Annotated in this window: 22 protein-coding genes, 1 pseudogene and 2 riboswitches; of the genes and pseudogenes, 10 read left to right on the top strand and 13 right to left on the bottom strand. The window is 63.0% G+C overall.

What is annotated here, in order from left to right; translation table 11 throughout:
• Positions 1-8: 8 nt before the first annotated feature.
• A complete protein-coding gene (locus VNN55_11385; protein HWO58155.1) occupies positions 9-1,166 on the top strand; it encodes an FtsX-like permease family protein in 1,158 nt (385 codons plus the stop codon).
• A 1-nt stretch (position 1,167) separates the two neighbouring features.
• Positions 1,168-2,337 carry an ABC transporter permease gene (locus VNN55_11380; GenBank protein HWO58154.1) on the top strand — a complete coding sequence of 390 codons (1,170 nt, stop codon included), beginning with the start codon at positions 1,168-1,170 and terminating at the stop codon, positions 2,335-2,337.
• A 277-nt stretch (positions 2,338-2,614) separates the two neighbouring features.
• Here VNN55_11380 and VNN55_11375 read toward each other — a convergent pair whose 3' ends face one another.
• Positions 2,615-2,821 carry a hypothetical protein gene (locus VNN55_11375; GenBank protein ID HWO58153.1) on the bottom strand — a complete coding sequence of 69 codons (207 nt, stop codon included), beginning with the start codon at positions 2,819-2,821 and terminating at the stop codon, positions 2,615-2,617.
• A gap of 135 nt (positions 2,822-2,956) precedes the next feature.
• Entirely contained in the window at positions 2,957-3,685 is a 729-nt protein-coding gene (gene ubiE, locus VNN55_11370; GenBank protein HWO58152.1) for a bifunctional demethylmenaquinone methyltransferase/2-methoxy-6-polyprenyl-1,4-benzoquinol methylase UbiE, read from the bottom strand.
• Between the two features lie 125 nt (positions 3,686-3,810).
• Here ubiE and VNN55_11365 point away from each other — a divergent pair, with 125 nt between their 5' ends.
• Genes VNN55_11365 through menE form a run of 7 tightly spaced genes read left to right on the top strand, consistent with a single transcriptional unit; the run spans position 3,811 to position 12,092 of the window.
• Positions 3,811-5,274 carry an isochorismate synthase gene (locus tag VNN55_11365; protein HWO58151.1) on the top strand — a complete coding sequence of 488 codons (1,464 nt, stop codon included), beginning with the start codon at positions 3,811-3,813 and terminating at the stop codon, positions 5,272-5,274.
• Positions 5,205-7,022, top strand: coding sequence for a 2-succinyl-5-enolpyruvyl-6-hydroxy-3-cyclohexene-1-carboxylic-acid synthase (gene menD, locus VNN55_11360; GenBank protein ID HWO58150.1), 1,818 nt, complete (start codon positions 5,205-5,207; stop codon positions 7,020-7,022). The genes VNN55_11365 and menD overlap by 70 nt, the downstream gene beginning before the upstream one ends.
• Before the next feature lie 2 nt (positions 7,023-7,024).
• Positions 7,025-7,798, top strand: a complete 774-nt coding sequence (gene menH, locus VNN55_11355; GenBank protein HWO58149.1) for a 2-succinyl-6-hydroxy-2,4-cyclohexadiene-1-carboxylate synthase — start codon at positions 7,025-7,027, stop codon at positions 7,796-7,798.
• Between the two features lie 7 nt (positions 7,799-7,805).
• Positions 7,806-8,621, top strand: a complete 816-nt coding sequence (gene menB, locus VNN55_11350; GenBank protein HWO58148.1) for a 1,4-dihydroxy-2-naphthoyl-CoA synthase — start codon at positions 7,806-7,808, stop codon at positions 8,619-8,621.
• A gap of 12 nt (positions 8,622-8,633) precedes the next feature.
• Positions 8,634-9,545 (top strand): 1,4-dihydroxy-2-naphthoate polyprenyltransferase, encoded by a 912-nt coding sequence (locus tag VNN55_11345; protein HWO58147.1) that lies wholly within the window; start codon positions 8,634-8,636, stop codon positions 9,543-9,545.
• Positions 9,542-10,627: an o-succinylbenzoate synthase gene (gene menC, locus VNN55_11340; protein ID HWO58146.1), complete on the top strand. Its 1,086-nt coding sequence runs from the start codon at positions 9,542-9,544 to the stop codon at positions 10,625-10,627. The genes VNN55_11345 and menC overlap by 4 nt, the downstream gene beginning before the upstream one ends.
• Positions 10,628-10,637: 10 nt before the next feature.
• Positions 10,638-12,092, top strand: coding sequence for an o-succinylbenzoate--CoA ligase (gene menE, locus VNN55_11335; GenBank protein ID HWO58145.1), 1,455 nt, complete (start codon positions 10,638-10,640; stop codon positions 12,090-12,092).
• On the opposite strand, the gene VNN55_11330 is transcribed toward menE, so the two are convergent.
• On the bottom strand, positions 12,077-12,547 hold the full coding sequence (locus VNN55_11330; protein HWO58144.1) for a hypothetical protein: 471 nt from the start codon (positions 12,545-12,547) through the stop codon (positions 12,077-12,079). The two genes, menE and VNN55_11330, sit on opposite strands and share 16 nt — an antisense overlap.
• Positions 12,540-13,781, bottom strand: a complete 1,242-nt coding sequence (locus VNN55_11325) for a serpin family protein (protein HWO58143.1) — start codon at positions 13,779-13,781, stop codon at positions 12,540-12,542. Before VNN55_11325 ends, VNN55_11330 begins: the two co-directional genes overlap by 8 nt.
• A gap of 152 nt (positions 13,782-13,933) precedes the next feature.
• On the opposite strand from VNN55_11325, the gene VNN55_11320 reads away from it, so the two are divergent.
• On the top strand, positions 13,934-14,431 hold the full coding sequence (locus VNN55_11320; GenBank protein ID HWO58142.1) for a YajQ family cyclic di-GMP-binding protein: 498 nt from the start codon (positions 13,934-13,936) through the stop codon (positions 14,429-14,431).
• Here the strand turns inward: VNN55_11320 and VNN55_11315 are convergent.
• From VNN55_11315 to VNN55_11275, 9 genes and pseudogenes are all read right to left on the bottom strand, one after another.
• Entirely contained in the window at positions 14,422-15,690 is a 1,269-nt protein-coding gene (locus tag VNN55_11315) for an FAD-dependent oxidoreductase (protein HWO58141.1), read from the bottom strand. The two genes, VNN55_11320 and VNN55_11315, sit on opposite strands and share 10 nt — an antisense overlap.
• A 507-nt stretch (positions 15,691-16,197) precedes the next feature.
• Positions 16,198-16,551, bottom strand: a complete 354-nt coding sequence (locus VNN55_11310) for a hypothetical protein (protein ID HWO58140.1) — start codon at positions 16,549-16,551, stop codon at positions 16,198-16,200.
• A gap of 50 nt (positions 16,552-16,601) precedes the next feature.
• Positions 16,602-17,048 (bottom strand): universal stress protein, encoded by a 447-nt coding sequence (locus VNN55_11305; GenBank protein ID HWO58139.1) that lies wholly within the window; start codon positions 17,046-17,048, stop codon positions 16,602-16,604.
• The gene (locus tag VNN55_11300; GenBank protein ID HWO58138.1) at positions 17,045-18,256 is read right to left on the bottom strand and encodes a cation:proton antiporter; all 1,212 of its coding nucleotides are present in this window, start codon (positions 18,254-18,256) and stop codon (positions 17,045-17,047) included. Before VNN55_11300 ends, VNN55_11305 begins: the two co-directional genes overlap by 4 nt.
• A gap of 256 nt (positions 18,257-18,512) precedes the next feature.
• Positions 18,513-18,899, bottom strand: a complete 387-nt coding sequence (locus VNN55_11295; GenBank protein ID HWO58137.1) for a HEAT repeat domain-containing protein — start codon at positions 18,897-18,899, stop codon at positions 18,513-18,515.
• A 74-nt stretch (positions 18,900-18,973) separates the two neighbouring features.
• A pseudogene (gene eno, locus VNN55_11290) lies at positions 18,974-20,243 on the bottom strand (phosphopyruvate hydratase).
• Positions 20,244-20,283: 40 nt separating this feature from the next.
• Positions 20,284-20,631: a DUF190 domain-containing protein gene (locus tag VNN55_11285; GenBank protein HWO58136.1), complete on the bottom strand. Its 348-nt coding sequence runs from the start codon at positions 20,629-20,631 to the stop codon at positions 20,284-20,286.
• 14 nt (positions 20,632-20,645) lie between these two features.
• Complete coding sequence (gene crcB, locus VNN55_11280) at positions 20,646-21,020, bottom strand: fluoride efflux transporter CrcB (GenBank protein ID HWO58135.1); 375 nt, start codon at positions 21,018-21,020, stop codon at positions 20,646-20,648.
• A 54-nt stretch (positions 21,021-21,074) separates the two neighbouring features.
• A riboswitch (Fluoride riboswitch) is annotated at positions 21,075-21,162 on the bottom strand.
• A gap of 4 nt (positions 21,163-21,166) precedes the next feature.
• Positions 21,167-22,945 (bottom strand): dynamin family protein, encoded by a 1,779-nt coding sequence (locus VNN55_11275; protein ID HWO58134.1) that lies wholly within the window; start codon positions 22,943-22,945, stop codon positions 21,167-21,169.
• A gap of 99 nt (positions 22,946-23,044) precedes the next feature.
• Positions 23,045-23,103: riboswitch (Fluoride riboswitch) on the bottom strand.
• Positions 23,104-23,230: the final 127 nt, after the last annotated feature.

The raw sequence follows: 23,230 nt of genomic DNA, 5'->3' as shown, positions 1-23,230 counted from the left end.
ACGAACCGATGCGCGTCTTCAAGCTGATCTACAAGAATGCCCTGCGGCACAAGCTGCGCACCGCGCTCACGGTGCTCGGGATCGCGGTGGCCATTCTCGCCTTCGGGCTTCTGCGCACGGTGATCGCCGCCTGGTACGCCGGCGTCAATCAGTCGGCCCCCGATCGGCTCATCACCCGCAGCCGCATCTCGATCACCTTCACGTTGCCGGTGGCGCAGAAGCAGAAGATCGAACGCATCCCCGGCGTGGAGGCGGTCGGGCATGGGACCTGGTTTGGCGGCATCTACCAGGATCCGAAGAACTTCTTTGCCCAGTTCGCCTTCGAGGACACATCGATGTTCCGGCTCTACCCCGAGTTCATCGTCGATGAGGGCGCCATCGATAAGCTGGCCAACACCCGCAACGGCGCCATCGTCGGCGTCGAAACCATGGCGCGGTTCGGCTGGCAGGTGGGGCAGAAGATCCCGTTTACCGGCACCATCTACCCCGGCACCTGGGACTTCGAGATTGTCGGCACCTACCGCGGCCGTGACGAGACCATCGACGATTCGCAGTTCATCTTCAACTGGCAGTACATCGAGCAGCGCATGCTGCAGGAGTGGCCCGAGCGCGCCGGACAGGTGGGCTGGTACGTGATCAAAATCGACGATCCCGCCCGCGCGGCGGCGATCTCGCAGGCGGTCGACGCCGAGTTCGACAACTCGCCCGACGAGACCGTCACCGAGACCGAGGCGCAGTTCCAGCAGAGTTTTGTGGCGATGGCCGGCACGATCATCTTCTCGCTGCAGGTGATCTCGGTCCTGGTCATCGGCATCATCCTGCTGGTGGCGGCCAACACCATGGCGATGACCGCGCGCGAGCGCATCTCCGAATACGCCGTCCTCAAGACCCTCGGCTTCTCCGGCGGGCACATCCTCGGACTGATCGGCGGCGAGTCGCTGATGATCGCGTTGATGGGGGGTGTGGTGGGGATGCTCCTGATGTTCCCGGTGCTCAACGGCGTGGCGGTGGCGCTGCGCAGTTGGTTCCCGGTCTTCCCGATCGAGGCGCGCACCTTCCAGTTGGCGGGGTTGGCCGCCTTCGGTGTCGGTGTGCTGGCGGCGGTCTTCCCCGCCTGGCGCGCCATCCATGTGTCGATCGTCAACGGCCTGCGGCGGATTGGATGATATGGGTCTTTTTCTCTCCTACACCTGGCGGAACCTGACCACGCGCAAACTCACCACCGCGCTGACCGTGCTCGGCATGGGGCTGGTGGTCTTCGTCTTCGCCGCCGTGCTGATGCTCGGCCATGGGCTGCAGGAAACGCTGGTCGCCACCGGCTCCACGGACAACGCGATCTTCGTCCGCGACGGCGCCAACACCGAGACGATTTCGCTGGTCATGCGCAGCGACGCGCAGATCGCCAAGACGCAGTCCGAAGTCGCCGTCAACGCCGAGGGCAAGCCGATCGCGGTCAATGAAATCGTCGTCCTGATCAACACCACCAAGCGCGAGGGCGGCGACGCCGCCAACGTCATCATCCGCGGCACCAACGACAACGTCTTCGAGTTGCGCGGCGAACTGGTCCGGCTGACCGCCGGGCGGATGTTCACCCCCGGAACTTCCGAGGTGATCGCCGGCAGCGCGGTGGCGAAGAACTTCACCGGCTGCGGGCTGGGGGAGAGCGTGTCGTTTGCCGGACGCGAGTGGACGGTGGTCGGCACCTTCGACGCCGGCGGCGCCGGGTTCGACTCCGAACTCTGGGGCGATGTCGACCAGGTCCAGCAGGCCTTCCGCCGCAACATCTATTCCTCGGTCACCGTGCGTCTGCGCGATCCGGCCCTGTTCGAGCAGTTGAAGCAGAAGATGGAGTCCGACCCGCGCATGACCGTCGATGTCCACCAGGAAAAGGAGTACTACGCCAAGCAGTCGCAGGCAACGACCACCTTCATCACCGTGGTCGGACAGGTGGTGTCGTTCATCTTCGGGCTGGGGGCGATCGTCGGGGCGATGATCACGATGTACGCCGCCGTGGCCAACCGCACCATCGAGATCGGCACTCTGCGCGCCCTTGGGTTTTCGCGCGGACGCATCCTCTTTGTCTTTCTGTTGGAGTCGATCTGGATCGCGCTGTTGGGCGGCGCGGTCGGGTTGGTGGCCGCCTCGTTCATGTCGCTGGTCCAGGTCTCGACCACCAACTGGGACACCTTCTCCGAGCTGGCCTTCAGTTTCGCGCTCTCACCGCAGATTGTGGTGAGTTCGCTGATCTTCGCGCTGGTCATGGGACTGGTCGGCGGCTTCCTGCCGGCGGTGCGCGCATCGCGCGCCAAGATCATCGAGTCGCTGCGCGCGGCGTAGATCGTCCCCGTCAGGGCCTGCGACAAGCGCACGTCCCTTAAGTCACAATGTCATCGTGGTCGCCCGCGGTCTGGGCCCCCGCTTTCGGGGGCGACAGAATCGATTCAACATCTCCTGCGAATCGAGAGCCGATTCTTCATGCGGGAGTGAGAGCCGACACGCCGTGCGCCATCGTCGAGCGCGGACTTCACCTAAAGAAGAACGCCGGCCTCTTGGGGGAGACCGGCGTGTGCTGCACGGGGAAGCCGTCCCGACGGTTGGCGGGACGGGGCAAGAGTTAGGCGATTTCAACCTCGCGGAGGTCCTGATGGAAGGCCTCTGCGACGCGTTTCTCCTGCCGCGTGGGAACACGATGAATCTGCCTCTCGTGCAACGATTCATCGACCGATGTTTCGGTCTGCAATTGACGCAGTTCTTTGCGGCGGAGAGATGCGAGACGGCGGCGGAAGCGCCGGAATGACCGGCGGGTCTTTTCGAAATACATCACTGCGCTCCTTACGGTCCCGGGGCAGCTCCTCACTGCCCACACCTATTCTTACGGGAAATCCCGCCGCAGGTTCCGTCGAATCGACCGTTTCCGCAGGGAAAAACAGGCGCGTGGGGACGGGGGAAGACGGCCTCAGGCGACGGTGCCGATGTATATGTAGGCGATCTTTCCAGTTACGGGGCGGGAGACAATCGCGCTAAAAACCCCGGCGGCGTGCATCAGCTCGACGAATTTTTCCGCCGCGGGGAAGGCGGCCGAACTGTCGGTCAGGTATCGGTACGAGGAGGGTTTGCCGGTGATCCAGCCGCCCACTTTGGGGATCACCCGGTTGCTGTACCAGCGGAAGAACCGTCCGAACAGCGCCCCATCCGGCTGACCGAATTCCAGCACCGCGACACGCCCTCCGGGACGGACCACTCGCGCCATTTCACGCAGTCCCGCCACCGGGTCATCGACATTGCGAATCCCGAAGGCAATCGAACTGATGTCGAAGGCGTCGTCGGGAAACGGCAGCGCCAGGACATCGCCGACGGTGAACACGACCGGCAGATGACGTTGGGCGCGTTTGCGCTCGGCCAGCGCGATCATCTGCGGCGCGAAATCCAGGCCGGTCACCTGCCCGGTGGGCCCGACCGCGCGCTGGAAGGCGAAGGCCAGATCGCCGGTGCCGGTGGCGCAGTCCAGGACCCGCATCCCCGCTCCCGCCCCCGCCAGCCGCACCAGCTGTCGGCGCCAGCGATGATGGATGCCCAACGACAGCACCTGGTTGGCGCGGTCATATCCCGGCGCGACCGCGTCGAACATCTCCTGGATTTGCACACTGGCGAACACTTTGGCAATTCCCGCGTTATCCGCTTCCAAGACCCTCCGCCCGCGCCGAAATCGGCTGGAATGGGGCCGGAACGGTTGCGTATGTTAGGGAACTGTTCCCTGCGATACTCAGGCAAAATTTGCCTCCGGCGGGAACGGCGCCCCGGCGGCTGACCATGGCCTCACTTTCCACCATGACCCCTCCCGCGCCCACGGTTGGCGCGCCTGCCCTCTCGGCCTGGGACTTGGCGCGCACCGCCATTGAGCAGGCCCGCCGTCAGGACACCAAGACCGTGCTTGTGCTCGGCTTCACCGCCCCGGTCGGTGATCCGGTGGTCTGGTTGTCGCGACATCATGGCATTCCTGCGATGTACTGGCGCGGGCGCGACGGCTGGGAGTATGCCGGGCTCGGCGCCGCCCATGTCATCGGCGGCCATGGCGAATCCGCCATGCGCGCCGCCGCCGATGAGGCCGCCGCATTTGTCCGGAAGCATGTCATCGCCGAACCGGCGCCGGCGGGACGTCGCCCGCGGTTCTTCGGCGGATTCGCCTTCGACCCGCATCAGACCGACCGCGGCCCCTGGCGCGACAGCAGCTTCGGCGATGCGGCGCTGATTCTTCCCGAAGCGCTCTATGTCCGTCGCGACACGCAATCGTACATGTTCTTCGCCTTCGAGGTGACCCCGCGCACCACCTCCGAGACGCTGGTCGACCGGCTGGCGCTGTTCAATCAACGGTACTGGGGCGGATTTGCCGGCGAATGCCCTGCCGGTCCGCGAATCGCCGTCGACGAGGAAGGGACGGACGCGGCGCGTGACGCCTGGTTGGCATCGGTGCGTGATGTGCTGCGCCGTATTGACGCTGGCGATTTCGTCAAGACGGTGATTGCCCACTGCCAGCCCGTCGCCATCCAATCTCCCAATTCCGGCGCGCTCGACCCCTGGCCGGTGGTCCGTCGCTTGCGTGATTTCGACGCCTCCTGCTATCACTTCGGTTTTCAATACGATGAGCGCTTCGCCTTCCTCGGTGCCTCGCCGGAGCGTTTGTTGCGCTGGAGCGGCGGCCGTCTGGAAAGCGAGGCGATCGCCGGCACGGTGGTGCGTGGCGTCGATCCCGCCAGTGATCAGGCGCGAGCCGAGCAACTGTTGGCCAGCGCCAAGGATCAGCACGAGCATCGTGTCGTGGTCGATGCGGTACGCGACGCGCTGCGCCGTTTGGCGGCATCCGATTCTCCCGATCCGGTCGCGCAGTTGGAACTGTCCCGTCTGCGCACGCTCACTCATCTGCGTTCGGCGATGGCCGTCGATCTGCGGTCCGGCGTCACCCCCGGGCAGATGCTGGAGGCCCTGCATCCGACGCCGGCGGTGGCGGGCACACCGCGCGCGGCCGCGTTGGCCATTATCCGCGCCGTGGAGGCGATTCCGCGCGGTTGGTATGCGGCCCCGGTGGGCTGGATCGGCGCCGATAGCGCCGAGTTCGCGGTGGCGATTCGTTCCGCGCTGCTGGGTGTCGAGCGTGGATGGCTCTATGCCGGCGCCGGGCTAGTGCGCGGCTCCGTCCCCGACAACGAATGGTGCGAAATACAGGACAAACTGAGCGCCTTCCACAGCGCGGTCCATCCGGCGGAGCCGCAGCCGTAGGCGCCGCCGCCGACAATCTGCGTTGCGCCCACGCGCTGCTTGCGACGTTGGCGCGCGCCGGATTGCGGCATGTCGTGGTCTCCTCCGGCTCGCGCTGCGCGCCGCTGGTGCTGGCCGCCGGACATGGCCGCGCGCTGCGGATCTGGACCAATCCCGATGAACGCGCGGCGGGATTTCTGGCGCTGGGCATCGGCAAGGGCACCGGACAGCCGGCTGCGCTCGTCTGCACCTCCGGCACCGCCGCCGCCAATTACTTTCCCGCCATCATTGAAGCCCGCGCTTCCGGCACGCCGCTTATCGTCATCACCGCCGACCGTCCGCCGCGCCTGCGCGGCGTGGGCGCGTCGCAGACCATCGACCAGATCCATCTGTATGGCAACTACCCGCTCCACTTCGTTGATCTCCCGGTTCCCGATGCCCGCCCCGCGACGTTTACGCGCTGGATCGACGCGGGTGTGGAATCATTCCGTCGGTCAGCCCACGGCCCGGTTCATCTGAATGCGCCGTTCGATGAGCCGTTGATTCCGACGCCCGCTGAGGCCGCGGGCATCATCGGCGATGCCGACGCCGCATTGCCGCAATTGACGACCAACGACCAATTCGTCGATCAGCAGCCATCGGAGCACGGCGAACTTGCCACAGTCGCGGAGTTGTTGCGGCAGAGCCGACGCCCGCTGATTGTCTGCGGTCCGATGCCGGCGGTTGAAGCGGTATCCAATGGGATTGGCCAACTGGCCGATGCGTTGGGCGCGCCGCTTCTGTCCGACATTGCGTCGCCGACGCGCGCGCTGCCCGGCGCGATCGCGCATGCGGATCTCATTCTCCGCGATTCGCATGTGGCCGAAGCGTTGGCGCCCGATCTCGTCCTGCGGCTGGGCGGCCTGCCGACCTCGAAGGCATTCAGTGAGTGGATCGCCGGGTTGCGCGATGTCCCGAAGATCGGCATTCATGAACTCCAGGTTCCCGATCCGCATCGCTGTCTGACCCACGCGCTGTCATTGCCGTTGGCGGCGGCGCTGGCACAACTGCATCAGGCCGATCTCCGGGTCGCTGCGGAGGCGGAGTTTTACCGCAGGCGCTGGCAGGTGGCGGACACGGCGGTTTCGCAGTCGCTGCGCGAATCCATTGCCCTGTCGGAAGCCCCGACGGAGGCGGCGGCGATCGCCGATCTCATCGCGCAACTGCCGACGGCGACTCCGCTTTTTCTCTCCAACAGCATGCCCATACGCTGGGCCGAGATGTATGCCGCGGCGCGGGCCGGGCATCCGCGGGTGATCGTCAACCGCGGCGCCAACGGCATTGACGGGATCATCTCCACCGCGGCCGGTGTCGCGGCGGGCACCGGCAAGCCGACCGTCTGCGTGCTCGGCGATCTGACATTCCTGCACGACCAGAACGGCCTCTGGGGTCTGGTCCGTCAGGAGGTACCGCTCAAACTGGTCGTCTTCCACAACGACGGCGGCGGGGTGTTTCACTTCCTGCCGATCGCCGCGCACACCCCGGTGTTTGAACCGCTGGTGGCAATGCCGCATGGTGTCGATCTCGAAAGACTGGCGCAGGCGCACGGCATTCCAAGCCGGCGGCTAACCGGCGGTGGCAACGTTGACGTGCAAGTTGTCGACTCCCTGGCGCAACCCGGTCCGTGCCTGTTTATCCTGCGCAGTGATCGTGCCGACAATCACCGCCGGCATCAGGCGACGCTGACACGCGCCACGGCGGCGGCGCGTGCCGCGCTGGAGCTGAACTGACGATGCCATCCCCGCTCTGGTTGCTCCACGGTTTCACCGGCTGCGCCGCGGTCTGGACGGATGTGCGCGCCGCGTTCGAATCGTCTCTGCAAACCCAGGCCATCGACTTGCCCGGCCATGGCGCGCTCACCGATCTGGACGATCCACAACGTTACACCTTCGCGTCGGTGATCGCGGAGATCGCCGGGCATCTGGATCATGCCGGCCACACGGCGGTGACGCTGTGGGGATATTCGATGGGCGGACGCATTGCGCTGCAATTTGCGCTGGCCCATCCGCACCGTGTGCGTCGGCTGATTCTTGAAAGCGCCTCGCCGGGCATCGCCGATGACCGTGAACGTGCCCGGCGGCGTCAGGCCGACGATCAGCTGGCCAGTGAGATTGAAAGCCGGGGGATCGACTGGTTTGTCGAGCGCTGGCTCGACCAGCCGCTTTTTGCCTCGCAAAAGTCGCTGCCGGCGGCGCGCTTTGAGCGTGGGCAGGCATTGCGTCGGCAGAATCGCCCGACAGGCCTGGCCCGGGCGCTGCGCGGCTTCAGCGTCGGCCGTCAGGCCCCGCTACACAACCGCTTGCCGGAATTGACGATGCCGACCCTGGTGCTGGCGGGCGCACAGGATGCCAAATACCGCGCGATCGGCGAGGCGATGGCCCGCTCGATCCCCAACGCGCAATTGTGTATCATCCCCGAGGCGGGGCATTCCCCGCATTGGGAGCGTCCGCAGGCGACGGCGGCGGCGGTGTCCGCCTTCCTGATGACCTCCGCCAGCGAAAGTTGAGACGTCCATGATCCAGTGGCAGAAGGCCGGCGAGTACGCCGATATCAAGTACGACAAGGCCGAGGGGATCGCCAAGATCACCATCAACCGGCCGCACGTGCGCAACGCGTTCCGTCCCCAGACCGTCTTCGAAATGTCGCAGGCCTTCAATGACGCTCGCGACGACGCCGCCATCGGTGTGGTCATCCTCACCGGCGAGGGGCCGGAAGCCTTCTGCTCCGGCGGCGACCAGAGCATCCGCGGCGAGGCCGGCTATGTCGATCATCAGGGCGTGGCGCGTCTGAATGTCCTCGACCTGCAACGCCAGATCCGCACCCTGCCCAAACCGGTGATCGCCATGGTGGCCGGATACGCCATTGGCGGCGGACATGTCCTGCATGTGATCTGCGATCTGACCATCGCCGCCGACAACGCTCGCTTCGGGCAGACCGGGCCGCGGGTCGGCAGTTTCGACGGCGGCTATGGCGCGTCGTATTTGGCCCGCATTGTCGGACAGAAAAAGGCGCGGGAGATCTGGTACCTCTGCCGGCAGTACGATGCGCAGCAGGCGCTCGAAATGGGGCTGGTCAATGCCGTGGTGCCGTTGGAACGGCTGGAGGAAGAGACCGTCGCCTGGTGCAAACGCATCCTCGAACACAGCCCGCTGGCGCTGCGCTGCCTGAAGGCGGCGCTCAACGCCGATTGCGACGGCCAAGCCGGGTTGCAGGAGCTGGCCGGCAACGCCACCTTGCTCTTCTACATGACCGAGGAAGCGCAGGAAGGGAAGAAGGCCTTCCTCGAAAAGCGCCGTCCGGATTTCAGCAAGTTTCCGCGGTTTCCCTGACGCTGTCCCGCCATGACCAGTGAGCCGTCCGTTTCGCGTTGGCAGGTGTGGGTGCTGGCGGCCCGTCCCAAGACCCTCTGGGCCTCGGTGGCGCCGGTCATTGTCGGCGCGGCGGTGGCGGTGCGCGACCATCAGTTTCATTGGCCGGCGGCGTTGGCGGCGTTGGCCGGCGCGGTGCTGATTCAGATCGGCACCAATCTCGCCAACGACCTCTTCGATCATCTGCGCGGCACCGACACGTCCGACCGCCAGGGCCCGCTGCGCGTCACGCAGGCGGGCTTGGTCACCCCGGCGCAGATTCGTAACGCCATGATCCTGGTGTTCGGCGTTGCCTTCCTGATCGGCATCTATCTGGTCGCGCGCGGCGGCTGGCCGATTGTCTGGATCGGTCTGTGCTCGATTGCCGCGGCGATCCTTTACACCGGAGGGCCCTATCCCTTTGGCTACTATGGCTGGGGCGATCTGTTTGTCTTCCTCTTCTTCGGTCCGGTGGCGGTGGTCGGCACTTACTATGTGCAGGCATTGTCGATCGTGCCGGCGGTCTGGTGGGCCAGCATCCCGATGGGAGCGCTGGCAACCGCGATTCTGGTGGTCAACAATCTGCGTGACATCGACACCGACCGTCGCGCGGGCAAAAAGACCCTGGCGGTGCGTCTGGGGCGGTTCGGCAGCATCGGCGAATATGTGCTCATGCTTCTGTTGTCGGCGCTGGCGCCCTTGGCGATGGTCATGACCGACACCGCCGGTCCCTGGACATTGCTGTCATCGCTGGTCATCGTCGTCTTCATTCCCTTGAACATGAAGTCGCTGCGCTCCCAGTCGAAGCCGATGAAGTCGGGGGCGATCCTCAACGACTTCCTGGCGCGCACCGCGCGGCTGAAACTGGTTTACGCTCTCGTCTTTGCCGTGGGGATCAACCTGTGAACATCGAATCGGTCCAAGTCATCCCTTACCGTCGGGCGCTGCCGCGTCCGATCACCACCGCGCATGGGCAATACCGCGAGCGCGAAGGGATTGTGTTGATCCTGCGCGATGAGTCGGGCCGGGTCGGGATCGGCGAAGCGGCGCCGCTGGCCGGCGTGTCGACGGACACATTTGCGGAGTGCGCCGCGGCGTTGTCCGGCCTGATGACAGCGGGCCGCTCACGCCTTGATCCCGCACACTGGTTCTCGGATTTCTCGCACCCGATCATCTCGATGCCGCCCGCGGCGCGGTTTGCCGTCGCCTGCGCCCTCGGCGAGCTGAAAGCCAAGTCGGTCGGTCTCAGTCTGTGTCGGACGTTGTCGGGTGAGGAAACGTGCGCGAGAGTTCCCATCAACGGTCTGTTGAGCGGCGCCACGGTCGGGGAGACGCAGACGCGGGCGACGGCGCTGGCCGCCGCGGGGTACCATGTCTTCAAGCTCAAAGTCGGTTATGACTCGCCGTTCGACGATGTCCGTCGGATCATTGCCGCGTGCGAAGCCGCCCCTGACGTCCTCCTGCGTCTGGACGCCAACGCCGGCTGGACCGCCGCGTGGGCCGAGGACGTTCTCTCACGGATTCCGCTGGAGCGGCTGGATTTCATCGAGCAACCCTTCCCGCGCGGGCAGTGGGAGGCGGCGCAGGCATTGGCGCACCGCTTCGGCATTCGTCTGGCCCTTGATGAAGAAATCCAGACCATCGCCGAAGCCGATCACCTGATTGCGCAACGCGCCTGCGATGTCCTTGTGCTCAAGCCGATGGTGATCGGGCATCTGTATCAATGCTTTGTGACAGCCCGGCGCGCCCAACAGGCGGGCATGCAGGTGATCTACACATCGTCATGGGAATCCGATATTGGTGTCGCAGCGACACTTCACCTGGCGGCGGCCCTTGGTCCGCATCCGCCGGCGATGGGACTGTCGACGGCCGGCATGATCGCCGACGGCATTCTCCGGACACCGCTTGCCATCGACAGTGGTTATCTCGCAGTCCCCGACGGCCCGGGGATGGGAGTCGAGCCGGTGGAAGAGCTGCTGGCAGACTGACAGGTCGCCCATGACCACCATCGAGTATCCGACCATACGCTGGGCGCGCGCGATCCCCGATCATCCCGCGGTGATCACCGCGGGCCTCGTTGTCACTTACCGCCGGCTGGAGGCGCTGATCGGCTCTGCCGTGGGAACGCTGCGGCAACATGGCGTCGGACCCGGCGACCGGGTGGTGGTCTGCGGCGTCAATTCCCTCGATTGGATTGTGACGGCGCATGCGCTGATGCGACTGGGCGCGACCCTGATCGCGGCGCGCACACAACTGCTGCCGACCGAGGCGCGCGCGCTGATGGAGCGCTTCCATCCACGACTGGTGCTCTGCGACCCGGCGCTCCAGGATCGCTGGCCGTCGTCGTGGCCGTTGACAGTCATATCACAACCGTCGTCGGCCAGCGACGTGCCGGCAGAGATCGATCCTGATTCCCTCTGCACCATTGTCTTCACCTCCGGCTCGGGAGGGGAGCCCAAGGGCATCGGCCTCACGTTTCGCAATCATCTGGCCGGAGCGCTGGCCTCGGCGCTCAATCTCGGCGTGCAACCCGATGACCGCTGGCTGCTGAATCTGCCCGCCTTCCACATCGGCGGCCTGGCGATCATTCTGCGCGCCGCCATCTATGGGACAACCGTAGTGGTGCATGACCGTTTCGATCCCGCCGCGACTTGGCGGGCCATCCGCGAGGACCGTGTGACGCAACTGTCGCTGGTGGCCACCACCCTGCGGCGGTTGCTCGATGTGGAGCCGGAGTCTCGCTGCCCTGGGTGGGTGCGTTCGGCGCTGGTGGGCGGCGGTCCGGCGCCCTCCGCGCTTCTGGATTCCGCGCGCGATCGTGGTTTCCCGGTCCTGCCAACCTACGGCATGACGGAGACCGCTTCGCAGATCGCCACCCTGGCGCCGTGGGCGCCGCCGGCCAAACGCCACACCGCCGGTATGGCCTTGCCGCTGGCGGAGATCGCGATTCGCGACGAACATGGCCAGGCCGTCGCGGCCGAATGCGAGGGACAGATTCATCTGCGCGGGCCGATGGTGGCATCGGCGTACTTCGATCGCGCCGGCGCGGCGCGCCCGCTGGCCGGCGCCGACGGCTGGATGCCGACGCGCGATGTCGGTTCTCTCGACCAGGATGGCTATCTGACCGTGCATGGACGCATCGATCAGGTCATTATATCCGGCGGCGAGAAGATTCATGCCGAAGAGATTGAGAATGTGCTGGCGGAGATGGCGACGGTGATACGGGCGGCGGTGGTGGGCGTGCCCGATGCCGAGTGGGGGGAGGCTCCGGCCGCGATGATCGAACGCGTCCCCGGGAGCGCCGATTCCGTTGAGGATGTCCGCGCCTTCCTCGCCGTACGGTTGCCGCGCTTCAAGCTGCCGCGGATCATCGAGTTCGTGGATGGCCTGCCCACGCTGCCCTCCGGAAAGCCCGACCGACAGGCGTTGCGCGAACGCTATCTCACGCGATAAACCAGCCGTGTCGAACTCGTCTGCTCGAAGTCGTGCAGATTCAGATACACCTGCCCGTCGGGGCCGTACATCTGCGCATACAGCCGTCCAATCGGCCCCAGATCGAAGACCAGCGAGTCGCGCACGATCGCGTCGCAGGGATCGTCGTGGGCGTCGTGCCACAGATAGAGATTCGCCTGCACCGGGTACGATTCCATGAACACCGCCGGCGTCATGAGCAATTCGTAATCATGCCCGCGGCATCCGCCGCCGGAGGAGATGATCAGGTGCAGACGCGCTCCGTGGATCTCCGCCTGTTCAATGGTGAAGGCATCATGGCGCAGATCATCGGGCGAGCGGTTGGTGATGACCACCGCCGTGTCTGCCGCCGGACGGGCGCTGATCCCGTGGTCGAAGGCGGCGGTCAGCGCCGCGAAGACCAGCAGACTCGCGCACCATGGCCGCGGCTTAATCAAAGTCGTTGACACTTCCCATAAACAGGATCAGCCCCGATTCGCGGTCGGCGATGGCGCAGAAGAAGGGGCGATCCACCAGCATCCGGAAGTGACCGACCGGCTGGATGTCCGACGTGATGCCGACCTCGACGGCGGTGACCGCGGCCGCCACCGTTCCTTCCTCGTTGACTTCCATAATCGTCTTGTGCAGCACCTTGCTGATGAAGGCGTTGGCATCCGGCAAATCGATCATGCGTGTGAACTCGGCTCGATTTGGTTCGAACGCCGAGGGCATGCCCATCGTGCGCAGCGGGCCGACCAGGTCCTTCTCCCATTCGAGCTTGAATCGCGGCAAGTGGATTTCCCCCTTACGGTCGGCGAGCCGGCCGGTCAACTGGCGCCAGCGCTCCGCCGTCAGGGTGTTGAGAAAGGCGGCCAGTCCGGTATCGGCGCGCGGCAACACGACATACATCCCGAACCGTTGCGACTTGCCGTAGGGCAGACGCACCGCCTGAATGGTCTCATCCTCGTAATAATCGAACTCGCCTTCCTGCCACATGAACCGCCGCTCCCGGGCGCCGGCGGGAAAGTGGAATTCGCGTTCGTAGCTTTTGGTGGAATCGAATCTGTAGGTCCAGGTCCCCTTGAAGTAGATGGCGTTGATGAGGTAGAGAATGGTGCTGGGGTCGATCCGCTCAATGATCTTGTCAATCTTGCCGCGCGTCTTGCGCTCAACCCAGCCATTGATCGAGTCCGCCGCCGCCGGTTGGTCGAAATCCAACTCGGTGAGGCGGGCATCGAATGCCTCGATGTTCAACGCCAGGAAGGCCGAATCGAAGGGCAGGCCGAGACGCGCCCACAGTGAATTGGCGATGTCGAGCGTGACATCGGACTTCGGGTCGGTCAAAAACTCGCGCAACGCCCGATGCGCGGCGCTCAATTCCTCGCGGGTCATACCGGTGACCTGCAGAACATCGGCCATCTCGGCGGCGGTGGTTCCGTCAGCGCCGTTATACGTCATCGCCAGCGCCATGGCGACGCTGGCCGGCGAGATCAGCGTCTGGTCGGCCCCGCCGACGCGCAAAGTGGACAGCAACTCGAATCCAAAACGGTTGGTGGCGTCGGCCAGACGGGGGTCAATCTGGCCGGCAGGGACGGGGGGATTGTCTCCGTTGGCGGATGTGCCGGCAACTTGCTCCCGGCCGCAGGCGGCCAAGAGACAGACGGACAAGAGGATGACAATCAACTGCTTCATGACTCCCTCCTTTGCTTCGAGGGATTCTACCAACGAGCTGCGCCGTTATTCCCACGATTTCTTCCCGACCGCGGGCCACAGGTTTCGGCATCAAAAGCGTGGATTCATCCGGCGCGCTTGCGCACCTTGGGCGCACCGAACCGGAGGATGGCATGGCGCAGACGTTTTCCTTTGATATCACATCCAAAGTCAAAATGGACGAGGTCCATAACGCCGTCAATCAGACGCTCAAGGAACTATCCCAGCGCTTTGACTTCAAAGGGACCAAAAGCGAAGTCAATTTGAACCAGAAGGATCACACGATCACGATCGTGGCCGACGACGAGCTCAAATTGAAGAACATCATCGAGATTCTCAAGCTCCGCCTGGCCAAACGCGAGATTTCCCCCAAGGCGCTGGCATTCGGCAAGGTCACCGCCTCGTTTGAAGGAACGGTGACGCAAGTGGTGACCGTGCAGTCGGGACTGTCGAGTGATCAGTGCAAGGAAATCGTCAAGATCATCAAGGAACAGAAACTGAAGGTCCAAGCCACGATCCAGGAGTCACAGGTGCGCGTCACCGGCGCCAAGAAAGACGATTTGCAATCGGTGATTCAGACTCTGCGCGACAAGGATCTGCCCTACCACATCGAATTCGCCAACTACCGCTGACGGCGCCGCGCGAAGCGGTCCGGCGACAGGAGCGGGCTGGCCAGGGGCGGCGTTTCGCCCGCCAGGATCGCGGCGATGAGTCGTCCGGTGATCGGACCGAGGCTGAATCCCATCATCGCGTGCCCGGCCGCTACCGCGAGGTTGTCAAACTGCCTGGTCCGTCCGATATACGGCAGTCCATCCGGCGTCACCGGGCGCAATCCCCGCCATGGCGCCACGCCCGCGAAGTCCGCCGGCGAAAAATCGGTCAGATGCTGGCAGGCGGCGCGGATAATGCGGTTGACACGCCGCGTCGTTATTGATTCGTCCAACCCGGCGATCTCCATCGTTCCGCCAAAACGCAACGCCGCGCCCATCGGCGTGATGGCCACCCGTGCCTCGGAGAGAATCGCCGCGATCTTTGGACGTCGCGGTGGATGGGTGAGCGTGACGCTGTACCCCTTGCCCGCCTGAATCGGAATGTCCAGATCGAGTCCGCGCGCCACCCGCGGCGACCAGGATCCGGCGCAAATCACAAATTGATCCGCTTCGCGTTCGCCGCGCGCGGTCAGGGCGGCGCTCACCCGACGGCCGTCGGTCCGCCATCCGGTCAGTTCGGTCCCCCATTCAATGCGCACGCCCCATCGCTCGGCCAGGCGGCGCAGTCCGGCCATGAAGCGATTCGGCGAGAGGAAGTAGTCCTGCGGGTAGTGGACGCCACCGACGACATTGAGGTTCAGATCGCCATACAGCTCCCGCGCCCGCCGGGCATCGACCACGTCGGCGGTCAGCCCCACCCGACGCGCCAATTCGGCGGTCTGCGCTTCCTGCGCCAGTCCGCGCTCGGTGCGGCAGAGATTGATGACGCCGTCGCGTTTCAAGGCGCAGTCGTCGCCGATCTCGGCGAGCAATTCTTCGTAGCAATCGCGGCTGGCCAGATTCAAGTCGCGGATCAACGGCGCCGCGCGCAACACATGCTCCGTGGTGGCCGAACGCCAGAAGCGCCAGGCCCAGAACCACAGCTCGCCGCTGGGTCGGGGCCTGATGTGAAAGGGGCCTTCCGGGTCAAAGAGGTATTTGATGCCGAGTTTGATCATCCCGGGAGAAGCCAACGGCACAATGTGGCTGGGGGTAATCAAACCGGCGTTGCCGAAGGAACAACCCTCCTCGTCGGCGGCCCCGCGCTCGATCACCGTCACGGTGAATCCACGCCGCGCGCCGTAACAGGCCGTCGACAACCCGACCACGCCGGCGCCGACAATGAGAATGCGCTCGCTCATGGTGAAAACCTCGCATGACCGGACCGGCGGGGCAATGAAAAGCTCTCCGAACTGGAGCAAAACGCCAACGTCCTGATCTTCCCCGACCGGCCATCGGAGGATGTCGCCGTCGGTCCGTTTCTGTGGGCACAGGCCTCCCGGCGCATCTGCTGCATTACGGCGCCACCGTCAAACATCGGGTTCGCCTGACCGCCATCGGTGTGGTCGAAGCCGCAACGCTCCGCCAAACGGGCGATACCTTCAGCTTCGGGACGGGGACGTAGGAGGTCGTAAAGAGACTGTGGGGGCGGGAGGTACGGCATCGGAGAGGGAGGGACACGCACCGTCGTCACTTCCAACTTGTCAGCGCGCCATCGATTCTGCCGTAAGGGCCTGACTCCCTGATACTTATAACCAAGTTCAGAAGCGATCTTTAGTCGTCAGAAGTGTTTCAGGCTTTCATTCTCGTAGCTTCAATTCAGCTTCCCTGATCGTAGCTCCTCGAATCAGACTGAGCGTATGGCAGACTTACTTCACGGACAGCCGTGGCAGGAGTTGCAGCATTGCGACAACGTGTCTTTCAATCACGGTTTGTTCAGCCGGCGAAAGTTCGCCGTACCCCGTCAAGGCATGCGGCCTGCTGTCCTCGAGCACCGTCCACAAATATGACCGCATGGCCTCGACAACTTGACTCTCATCCACGCGGCGCGGTTCCAACTCGAGGGCTTGGAACATTGCTTCGTTGGCGCGTCGCAGGGCGCTGACGGCTTCGAGCAGGGCCCTCCTCTTGCCGGGCGTATAGCTCGCGTGCACCCTCTCAGAAATCCTGTCGGGTCTGTTCCGATTCAGCAAGTCCTCAAGTTGATCCAGCGTGTCTTCCATCACCTGGGCCGTTGCCGACAGGCTGCGTCTATGGTTGTCCGGGAGCCTCATTATTTCTTCTCACGCGATTCGTTGCCCCGCACAATGAGCACACTGCAAGGCGCGTTTTCGCTGATGCGATCAGCAGTGTGTCCCAGGAAACGGCCCCAGAGTCCGGAATGCCCCCGGTTGCCCAGCACGATCAGGTCCACCCCAGCCTCCTCGGCGTATTCGGCGATCGCCTTCGCAGGATGCCCGGCTCGGCAATCCGTCTGCACCTCGACTCCCTCCCGCGCGGACATCTCGCGGATTTCGGCTTCGAGCTTCATCCAGTACCTGTCGGTCGCGGATTTCTCTTCCTCTATTTCGTCAACAGTTTCAGGATAGTGGGGAAGCGATCCCCGAACCCAGAGCGCGCGCAAAGAGGCTCCCGTCAGCTTCGCCAGATTGATGGCATACTTCAACGCCAGTTTGGAGCCATCGGAACCATCGTATCCCACGAGCAACTTTCGGATCATGACTCACCCTCCGATATGGCGGCTGTCTGATTCTTTGCTTCTTCTCCGTTCGCGCCTTGCAACAAACGCCCCCACGCATGCATAGTCGTGGTCTTCGGCTGGAAGAAGCGCTGTGCGATCATTGTTGGAATTACGGCGCTCAAGATGACGACGGTGACGAGTATCGTGTACTGCCGCTGGTCTATGATCTTGTTGTTCAGCCCGAAGAGCGCCGAGATTGTGCCGAAGGTCAGGCCGGTTGCCATCAGCAAAGTTGTGTAATTGGCTTCGCGCGCCCGCATTTTGAAGCCGCGCGCCAACGGCCAGACGCCCACGACCTTTGAGGCCACCTTGATCAACAGAAGAATCCCGATAATACCCAGTCCCGCCCACAGGGCCGAGGCCGAGACGTAGAGGCCCGCCTTGATGAAGTAGAATGGCGTGAACATCGCAAAGGCGATGCTGCGCATTCGGATCACCAGTGTCTTGTCCCGCAAGAATACACCCGCAACGACAAGCCCTACCAGGTACGCGGGAAGTACGGCTTCACTTTTTGCCGTTGTCGCCAAGCCGCCCAGAAAAAAGAGGATCAGGAGGATGAATTTGACCTCCGGCTCACTGACGCGCGTCGCGCCCAAGTGCACGATGATGGCCTTCGTCCACTTGGGCATAAACCAGAGCATGACGGCGCTGACGACGACGAATACCAAAAGCCAGATGTTGAAGTCCGCGAACAAGACTCCCAACGCCAGGACGGTCCCGAAATCCGTGATGAAACACGCGGCCAGAATCATCTTTCCCATGGCGGTGTCATTGAACCCGCGCTCGATCATGACCGCGTACACGACGGCCACGGACGTTGTCGATAGCGCAATCCCGGCAATCTGTGACTGTTGCAGTGTCCAGCCCAGCACGAATTGGGCAAAGCCCCAGACGCTCAAAAAGGGGAGAAAAAAGGAGAGGGCGCCGATGCTCAGGCTCGCTTTCAGGTTTGTCCGCAAGGAAACGGGATCGATTTCCGCCCCCGCAAGGAAAGTGAGAACCCCGCTGCCCAGCATGGCCAGGAAATTGATCCACTCGGTGGTCTTGTACAGCCCCAGGAGGTTGCCCGCCATCACGCCCACGAGGATCTCGACCAAAGCGACGGAGATTCCAAGGCGGATCGAGATCAGGCTGGCCAGAAGAGCCAGTCCCATCCAGATTGCAGCAACGAACCAGATATTATCCATCGGCTCTCTTTGTATTGGACAGCGGGTGCTTCACTCGCCCCAGACAGACGGACGACACTCATTCCAACTCAGCGACCCATCAACAGCCCCATCAACACGAATAGCAGTGCGGCAGCCGGGAGCCCAACCATGTATAATGCGTCTGCGACGCCCGCGCTACACGACATCCGGGGCGCGTCGCGACGCGGCACCATCGGATACGCTAATGCCACGGTCCCACAGGGTTTTCGGCAGCACGGCAGTCGACTCGCAAGACTCACTTTACGATCCCGAGCGTCTGCAAAGCCTTCTGAACCGCGCGCTTCTCGATCACGCCAGATTCCCGACCCGACAGCGCCGAAAGGACGGCGACTGCCTCATTCCCGCCGATTCTCCCCAGCGCTCGAATGACCTCTGCTTTCAGGTAGTGATCCCGAGATGTCCGAACGATCTCAATGAGGTGCGGGATGGCTTCGCGCGCCTGCAGCTCGCCCAGCAGCGCGGCCGCTCGGAGAGGAGTTTCGGGTTCAGGGCTGTGCAGCGACCGAATGAGCTTTTGGACGAATGGCTCGTCAGCCAATTCGTGCTGGCTCGCCCCGCAGTTCGGGCAGACAACCGTTTCCTTCGAGGTCTCACGCCAGCATCGGCCACAGAACCACCTCATCGACGCACCGCCTCAGCCTCGCGGCTGCTGGCGCGTTGGCTGCCGCTTGCAACATTCCCAATGCCGGCATTCTTGAAAGCGGCGAGTCCGGCAAATTGCGCCTTTCCTCCAAGCTCCTCCTCGATTCTGAGCAATCGATTGAACTTCGCGATCCGCTCCCCCCGGCACCCTGAGCCCGTTTTCAGATGCCCGGCTCCGACCGCCACCGCCAGATCGGCGATGAACGTATCCTCGGTCTCGCCCGAGCGGTGTGAGACGAAACAGTTGTAGTCGTGGGTTCTTGCCAGAGCGATTGTTTCCAGCGTTTCGGTCACCGTACCTATTTGATTCAGCTTGATCAGCACTGAGTTTGCAATTCCGTTGTCGATTCCATGCTGCAGGAGCGCGGGATTGGTGCAGAAGTTGTCGTCGCCCACCAGTTCGAGTCGTGAGCCCAACTCTCTGCTAAGCGCCCTCCAGCCCGCCTCGTCGTTTTCGGCCATACTGTCCTCCAGGAGCACGATCGGATACTGACGGGCCCAGTCGGCCCAGTGCCTGACCATCTGCTCCGAGGTTTTGATTGACCGATCCGATTTGAAGAAACAGTAAACTCCGTCATCCCACATTTCGCTTGTTGCGGGATCAAGGCATAGAGAAATGTCGCGCCCCGGTGTGTAATCGGCCGCCGTGATGGCCTCCAGAATCAACTCAACCGCTTCCGTATTTGACTGAACGTTGGGAGCGAAACCCCCTTCATCCCCGACGCCGGTGCTGTATCCCTTTTTTCTTAAGAATCTGCCTGAGAGCGTGAAACGTCTCAATGGCCATGCGGATCGCATCGCGAAAGCTCGACGCATGATGAGGCGCGATCATGAACTCCTGAAAATCGATATTGTTGTCGGCGTGCTTCCCTCCGTTGATCACGTTAAGACAGGGGACCGGGAGAAGACACGCCATGTCGCCACCGAGGTACTGATAGAGCGAGCGGCCCTGCGCCTGCGCGGCCAACCGCGACGCGGCCATTGACACAGCCAGGATGGCATTCGCCCCGAGCGACCTCTTGTTGCGCGTGCCATCCAACGCAACCATGGCCGCGTCGATACCGCGCTGGTCGGTGGCTTCCATTCCGGTGATTGCGGGAGCGATGACTCGATTCACGTTTTCGACTGCTTTGAGCACGCCTTTGCCGGCATATCGGCCCTTGTCGCCATCGCGGAGTTCGTGCGTTTCTCGTTCGCCGGTCGAGGCGCCTGACGGGACCATCGCGGAAGCGATAGCTCCGGAATCGAGAGTTAACTCCGCCTCCACCGTGGGGTTCCCGCGTGAATCGAGCACTTCTCGTGCCCGCACTTGTGCGATCTTCATATGAATTCAGCTCCAATGTTCAACTTTTGTCCTTGGACGACTACTTGCCCGCCGCGTAGCGAATGATGTGCATCTTTTCTTCGGTGATGAGTCCCCCGCACCCCGCTTCCTCAAAGAGATCATCGACTGCCTTGATGAAGTTGTCGATCCGTTCAATCGTGTCGACGATTTCGATGATGATCGGCAGGTCTTCCGACAAGCGAAGGATCTTCGCGGTGTGGATGCGGCTCGCCGCACCAAATCCTTCGATGCCGCGCAACACGGTGGTGCCCGCCATGCCGACTTCCTTGGCCTTGTAGATAATCTCTTCGTACAGCGGTCGGTGATGCAGTCGATCCGACTCCCCGATGAAGATGCGCACGAGCTTGCCTTCGCCTTCGAGTTTCATGGCAGCCTCCAATCCTAGAATTGTGCTCCGATCAGACCGCCGACCCAGGTGGCCCCCAGGCAATTCAGAAGCATATACGCGACATTTGCCGACGCCGTCATGTAACCGCCGGACCGGATCAACGGGATGGTTTCATAGCTGAACGTGGAAAACGTGGTAAACCCTCCCAACATCCCGATTGTCAGAAACAGACGAAGCTCGGGATTCACTGCGAATCGTTCCTGGAAAAACGTCATGAGGAATCCGATCAGAAAGCATCCCAACGTGTTGACCAGAACTGTTCCATACGGAAACTGCGAACTCATGAAGCGGTAGACCGCGCCGGAGAGCAAATACCGCGCCGTCGCGCCGAGCCCACCCCCGGCGAACACAACGAAATACCGCGCCACGAACCGAGTCCCCTCCCAAAAAAGAAATGACTCCCTCTCTCATACCGCCTGTGAATGAGAGCAGGAGTCATCAACCGCGAATTGCGACGCGGTGCTTGTCGAGGCGGACGCCCCGCGGGTGAACTCCATCACCCGTCCTCATTATACTACAGTTTCCCGCCGAGGCCCGTCAACACATTCCGGATGTTCTGCAGACGCTCCTCCGCCTGCTTCATCAAAGGCAGCTCCCGTTCAACCATCGCGACATTCTCGCGGCGGCGCTGCAACGTTGACCTGATGGCGTCATGTGTGGCGGCCAGGGTGTCGGCAAAGCGCTCGTCAAGGGAGTCGCCGTAGATGCGAAATGTCTCGTTGATGCTCTGGAGGAGCACCCAGCGGAGATTCTCGACATTGGTTACAACCAGCGTCTCTATCTCTCTCTCAAGACGCTTGGCGCGTTGCCCTTGTCTATACTCATGCGGAATGAAACTCTCCCATCGGTGTTTCTGCATCGCGGTCAGACCGGCGACCCACTCCTGACTGATCCAGTAGGGCAACCGTGTCAATCGAAGTGCCCCGCCGCCCGGCGCCTCGGTGTGCGCGATCCCGAATGAGTCACTGGCTGCCGTCCGGATCCGTTCGATGATCCCGTTGAGTTTCTCATCGTGTCGACCGAGCACCTCTCCGATGCGCGCGCGGAGTCGTTCCATCGTCTGGACAAAGCATTGCTCAAAGTAATCTGAGATTGCACGCGAAAGACCGGCTTCGGAGGACTCCTGTTGACCCGACGCGGCGCCGAAGGGCGCGACGTTTTGAAGGATGGTTCTGATGTGGACTCGCGATTCCTTCCGAAGGGTCTCCGCCTGCGCCTCGAGCTCATCGATGACACGCTTCTGATCCCCGGCCAGCTGATCCGCGGTCGAAATGCGCTCCACTTGGATCTTCTCAAGTTCCTCCGCAAACATTTGAAGGCGGGATCCGAGTTGCGCGAGAGGCATTTCCAGGCTCTTGGTGGTCAACCGGAGCCGGAGGAGAGTATCCAACAAGACACTCGAGAATTTCAACCTCACGGCGTCGAGAAGCGCCGGCCTTTTCTCTGTGTCGAGAAAGCGGATCAAATGCTCTGCCAGGTCGGCGACGCCACTTTCCCGCCAGCGCGCCTTGTCCCTCCTGGCTCGAGCGTCCAATCCCATTGTTGCGGAGAGGCAAAACACCGGCGTGTCCTTGTTGAGTGCGCTCTGTTGTTCGAGCGTCCTTCGAAGAAAGGCGAGGGCTGTGCTTAACTCCTCTGACGTGACTCTGTCAATCTTGTTGAGGACCAGAAAGAGCCGGGGAATCTGCGGCCGTACCCTGGCCAGATACTGAACCTCCGCCTCAGTCGGCGGGAGATCAGCGGACAGTACGAATATCCCTGCGTCGCAATGGGGAAGGAAATTGACGGCGGTCTCCGTGTTGTGGCGCAGCGTCGAGCCGATGCCCGGTGTGTCGATCACCACGACCCCGTCGGCCAAGAGCGCTTCCGGGTAGACAACCGTCACGCGCGAGATGCGCCGGCGATTTTCCGGATTGCCTGTCTCACTCACCAAATCGGTCAGTCTATTGCGTGCCTCTTCGCTGCACGAGACGCTAACCGTCTCGGTCCTCTGACCGTCTTCGTATTCAATCGTGAGACGGAAATCGGAACCCGATCGTACAAGCGTTGGAACCGCGGTCACGGGCACAATCCCGGTTGGGAGGACCGTGTCGCCAATCAGTGCGTTGATCAACGCACTCTTTCCGCGCTTGAACTGGCCCAGCACTGCAAGGTGGAACACGCCGCCGACCAAGCGGTCATGCAGTTCCCCGATTCGGGCCATCGCACTCCCAAAGTCTCCCCCCAGACCCGCCAGGCAATCGATTGATTCGCGCAGGAGATTCGCCGTGGCCCGCGCCTGATGGGAGGACATTTCATCGCCCCACGACTGAGCGGGAATGCTGCTGCTTATTCGGTTTGGGTCGGACTGCGGGGATTGCACAACAGCTGTGCTCCTCTCGGCGTCGCAAGACGGCGTCAAGGAGTCATCAGCCAAAGGCAGTTTGGGCAGACTCCATTGCCCTGAGTCCTGATCAAGATACGTACGGGCGGGGCCACGCGCAAGATCGCACGAAGGGGCGCAGAATCGCATTTGCGCTTTCCCGCCGCGATCCGTTTTCGGAACTTGGCCAGGAAGGGAGCCGCGTCTTTCCCGTCT

The organism is bacterium, from assembly GCA_035559435.1.
Taxonomy (GTDB): domain Bacteria; phylum Zixibacteria; class MSB-5A5; order WJJR01; family WJJR01; genus JACQFV01.
The sequence above is the reverse complement of the archived record's forward strand: the minus strand, read 5'-3'. Positions and strand labels throughout refer to the sequence as shown.

Coding starts and splice junctions, on each gene's coding strand:
- VNN55_11385 (HWO58155.1), top strand. CDS start 9: ATGCGCGTCTTCAAGCTGATCTACAAGAATGCCCTGCGGCACAAGCTG.
- VNN55_11380 (HWO58154.1), top strand. CDS start 1,168: ATGGGTCTTTTTCTCTCCTACACCTGGCGGAACCTGACCACGCGCAAA.
- VNN55_11375 (HWO58153.1), bottom strand. CDS start 2,821: ATGTATTTCGAAAAGACCCGCCGGTCATTCCGGCGCTTCCGCCGCCGT.
- VNN55_11365 (HWO58151.1), top strand. CDS start 3,811: ATGGCCTCACTTTCCACCATGACCCCTCCCGCGCCCACGGTTGGCGCG.
- menD (HWO58150.1), top strand. CDS start 5,205: ATGGTGCGAAATACAGGACAAACTGAGCGCCTTCCACAGCGCGGTCCA.
- menH (HWO58149.1), top strand. CDS start 7,025: ATGCCATCCCCGCTCTGGTTGCTCCACGGTTTCACCGGCTGCGCCGCG.
- menB (HWO58148.1), top strand. CDS start 7,806: ATGATCCAGTGGCAGAAGGCCGGCGAGTACGCCGATATCAAGTACGAC.
- VNN55_11345 (HWO58147.1), top strand. CDS start 8,634: ATGACCAGTGAGCCGTCCGTTTCGCGTTGGCAGGTGTGGGTGCTGGCG.
- menE (HWO58145.1), top strand. CDS start 10,638: ATGACCACCATCGAGTATCCGACCATACGCTGGGCGCGCGCGATCCCC.
- VNN55_11325 (HWO58143.1), bottom strand. CDS start 13,781: ATGAAGCAGTTGATTGTCATCCTCTTGTCCGTCTGTCTCTTGGCCGCC.
- VNN55_11320 (HWO58142.1), top strand. CDS start 13,934: ATGGCGCAGACGTTTTCCTTTGATATCACATCCAAAGTCAAAATGGAC.
- VNN55_11315 (HWO58141.1), bottom strand. CDS start 15,690: ATGAGCGAGCGCATTCTCATTGTCGGCGCCGGCGTGGTCGGGTTGTCG.
- VNN55_11310 (HWO58140.1), bottom strand. CDS start 16,551: ATGGAAGACACGCTGGATCAACTTGAGGACTTGCTGAATCGGAACAGA.
- VNN55_11305 (HWO58139.1), bottom strand. CDS start 17,048: ATGATCCGAAAGTTGCTCGTGGGATACGATGGTTCCGATGGCTCCAAA.
- VNN55_11300 (HWO58138.1), bottom strand. CDS start 18,256: ATGGATAATATCTGGTTCGTTGCTGCAATCTGGATGGGACTGGCTCTT.
- VNN55_11295 (HWO58137.1), bottom strand. CDS start 18,899: ATGAGGTGGTTCTGTGGCCGATGCTGGCGTGAGACCTCGAAGGAAACG.
- VNN55_11285 (HWO58136.1), bottom strand. CDS start 20,631: ATGAAACTCGAAGGCGAAGGCAAGCTCGTGCGCATCTTCATCGGGGAG.
- VNN55_11275 (HWO58134.1), bottom strand. CDS start 22,945: ATGTCCTCCCATCAGGCGCGGGCCACGGCGAATCTCCTGCGCGAATCA.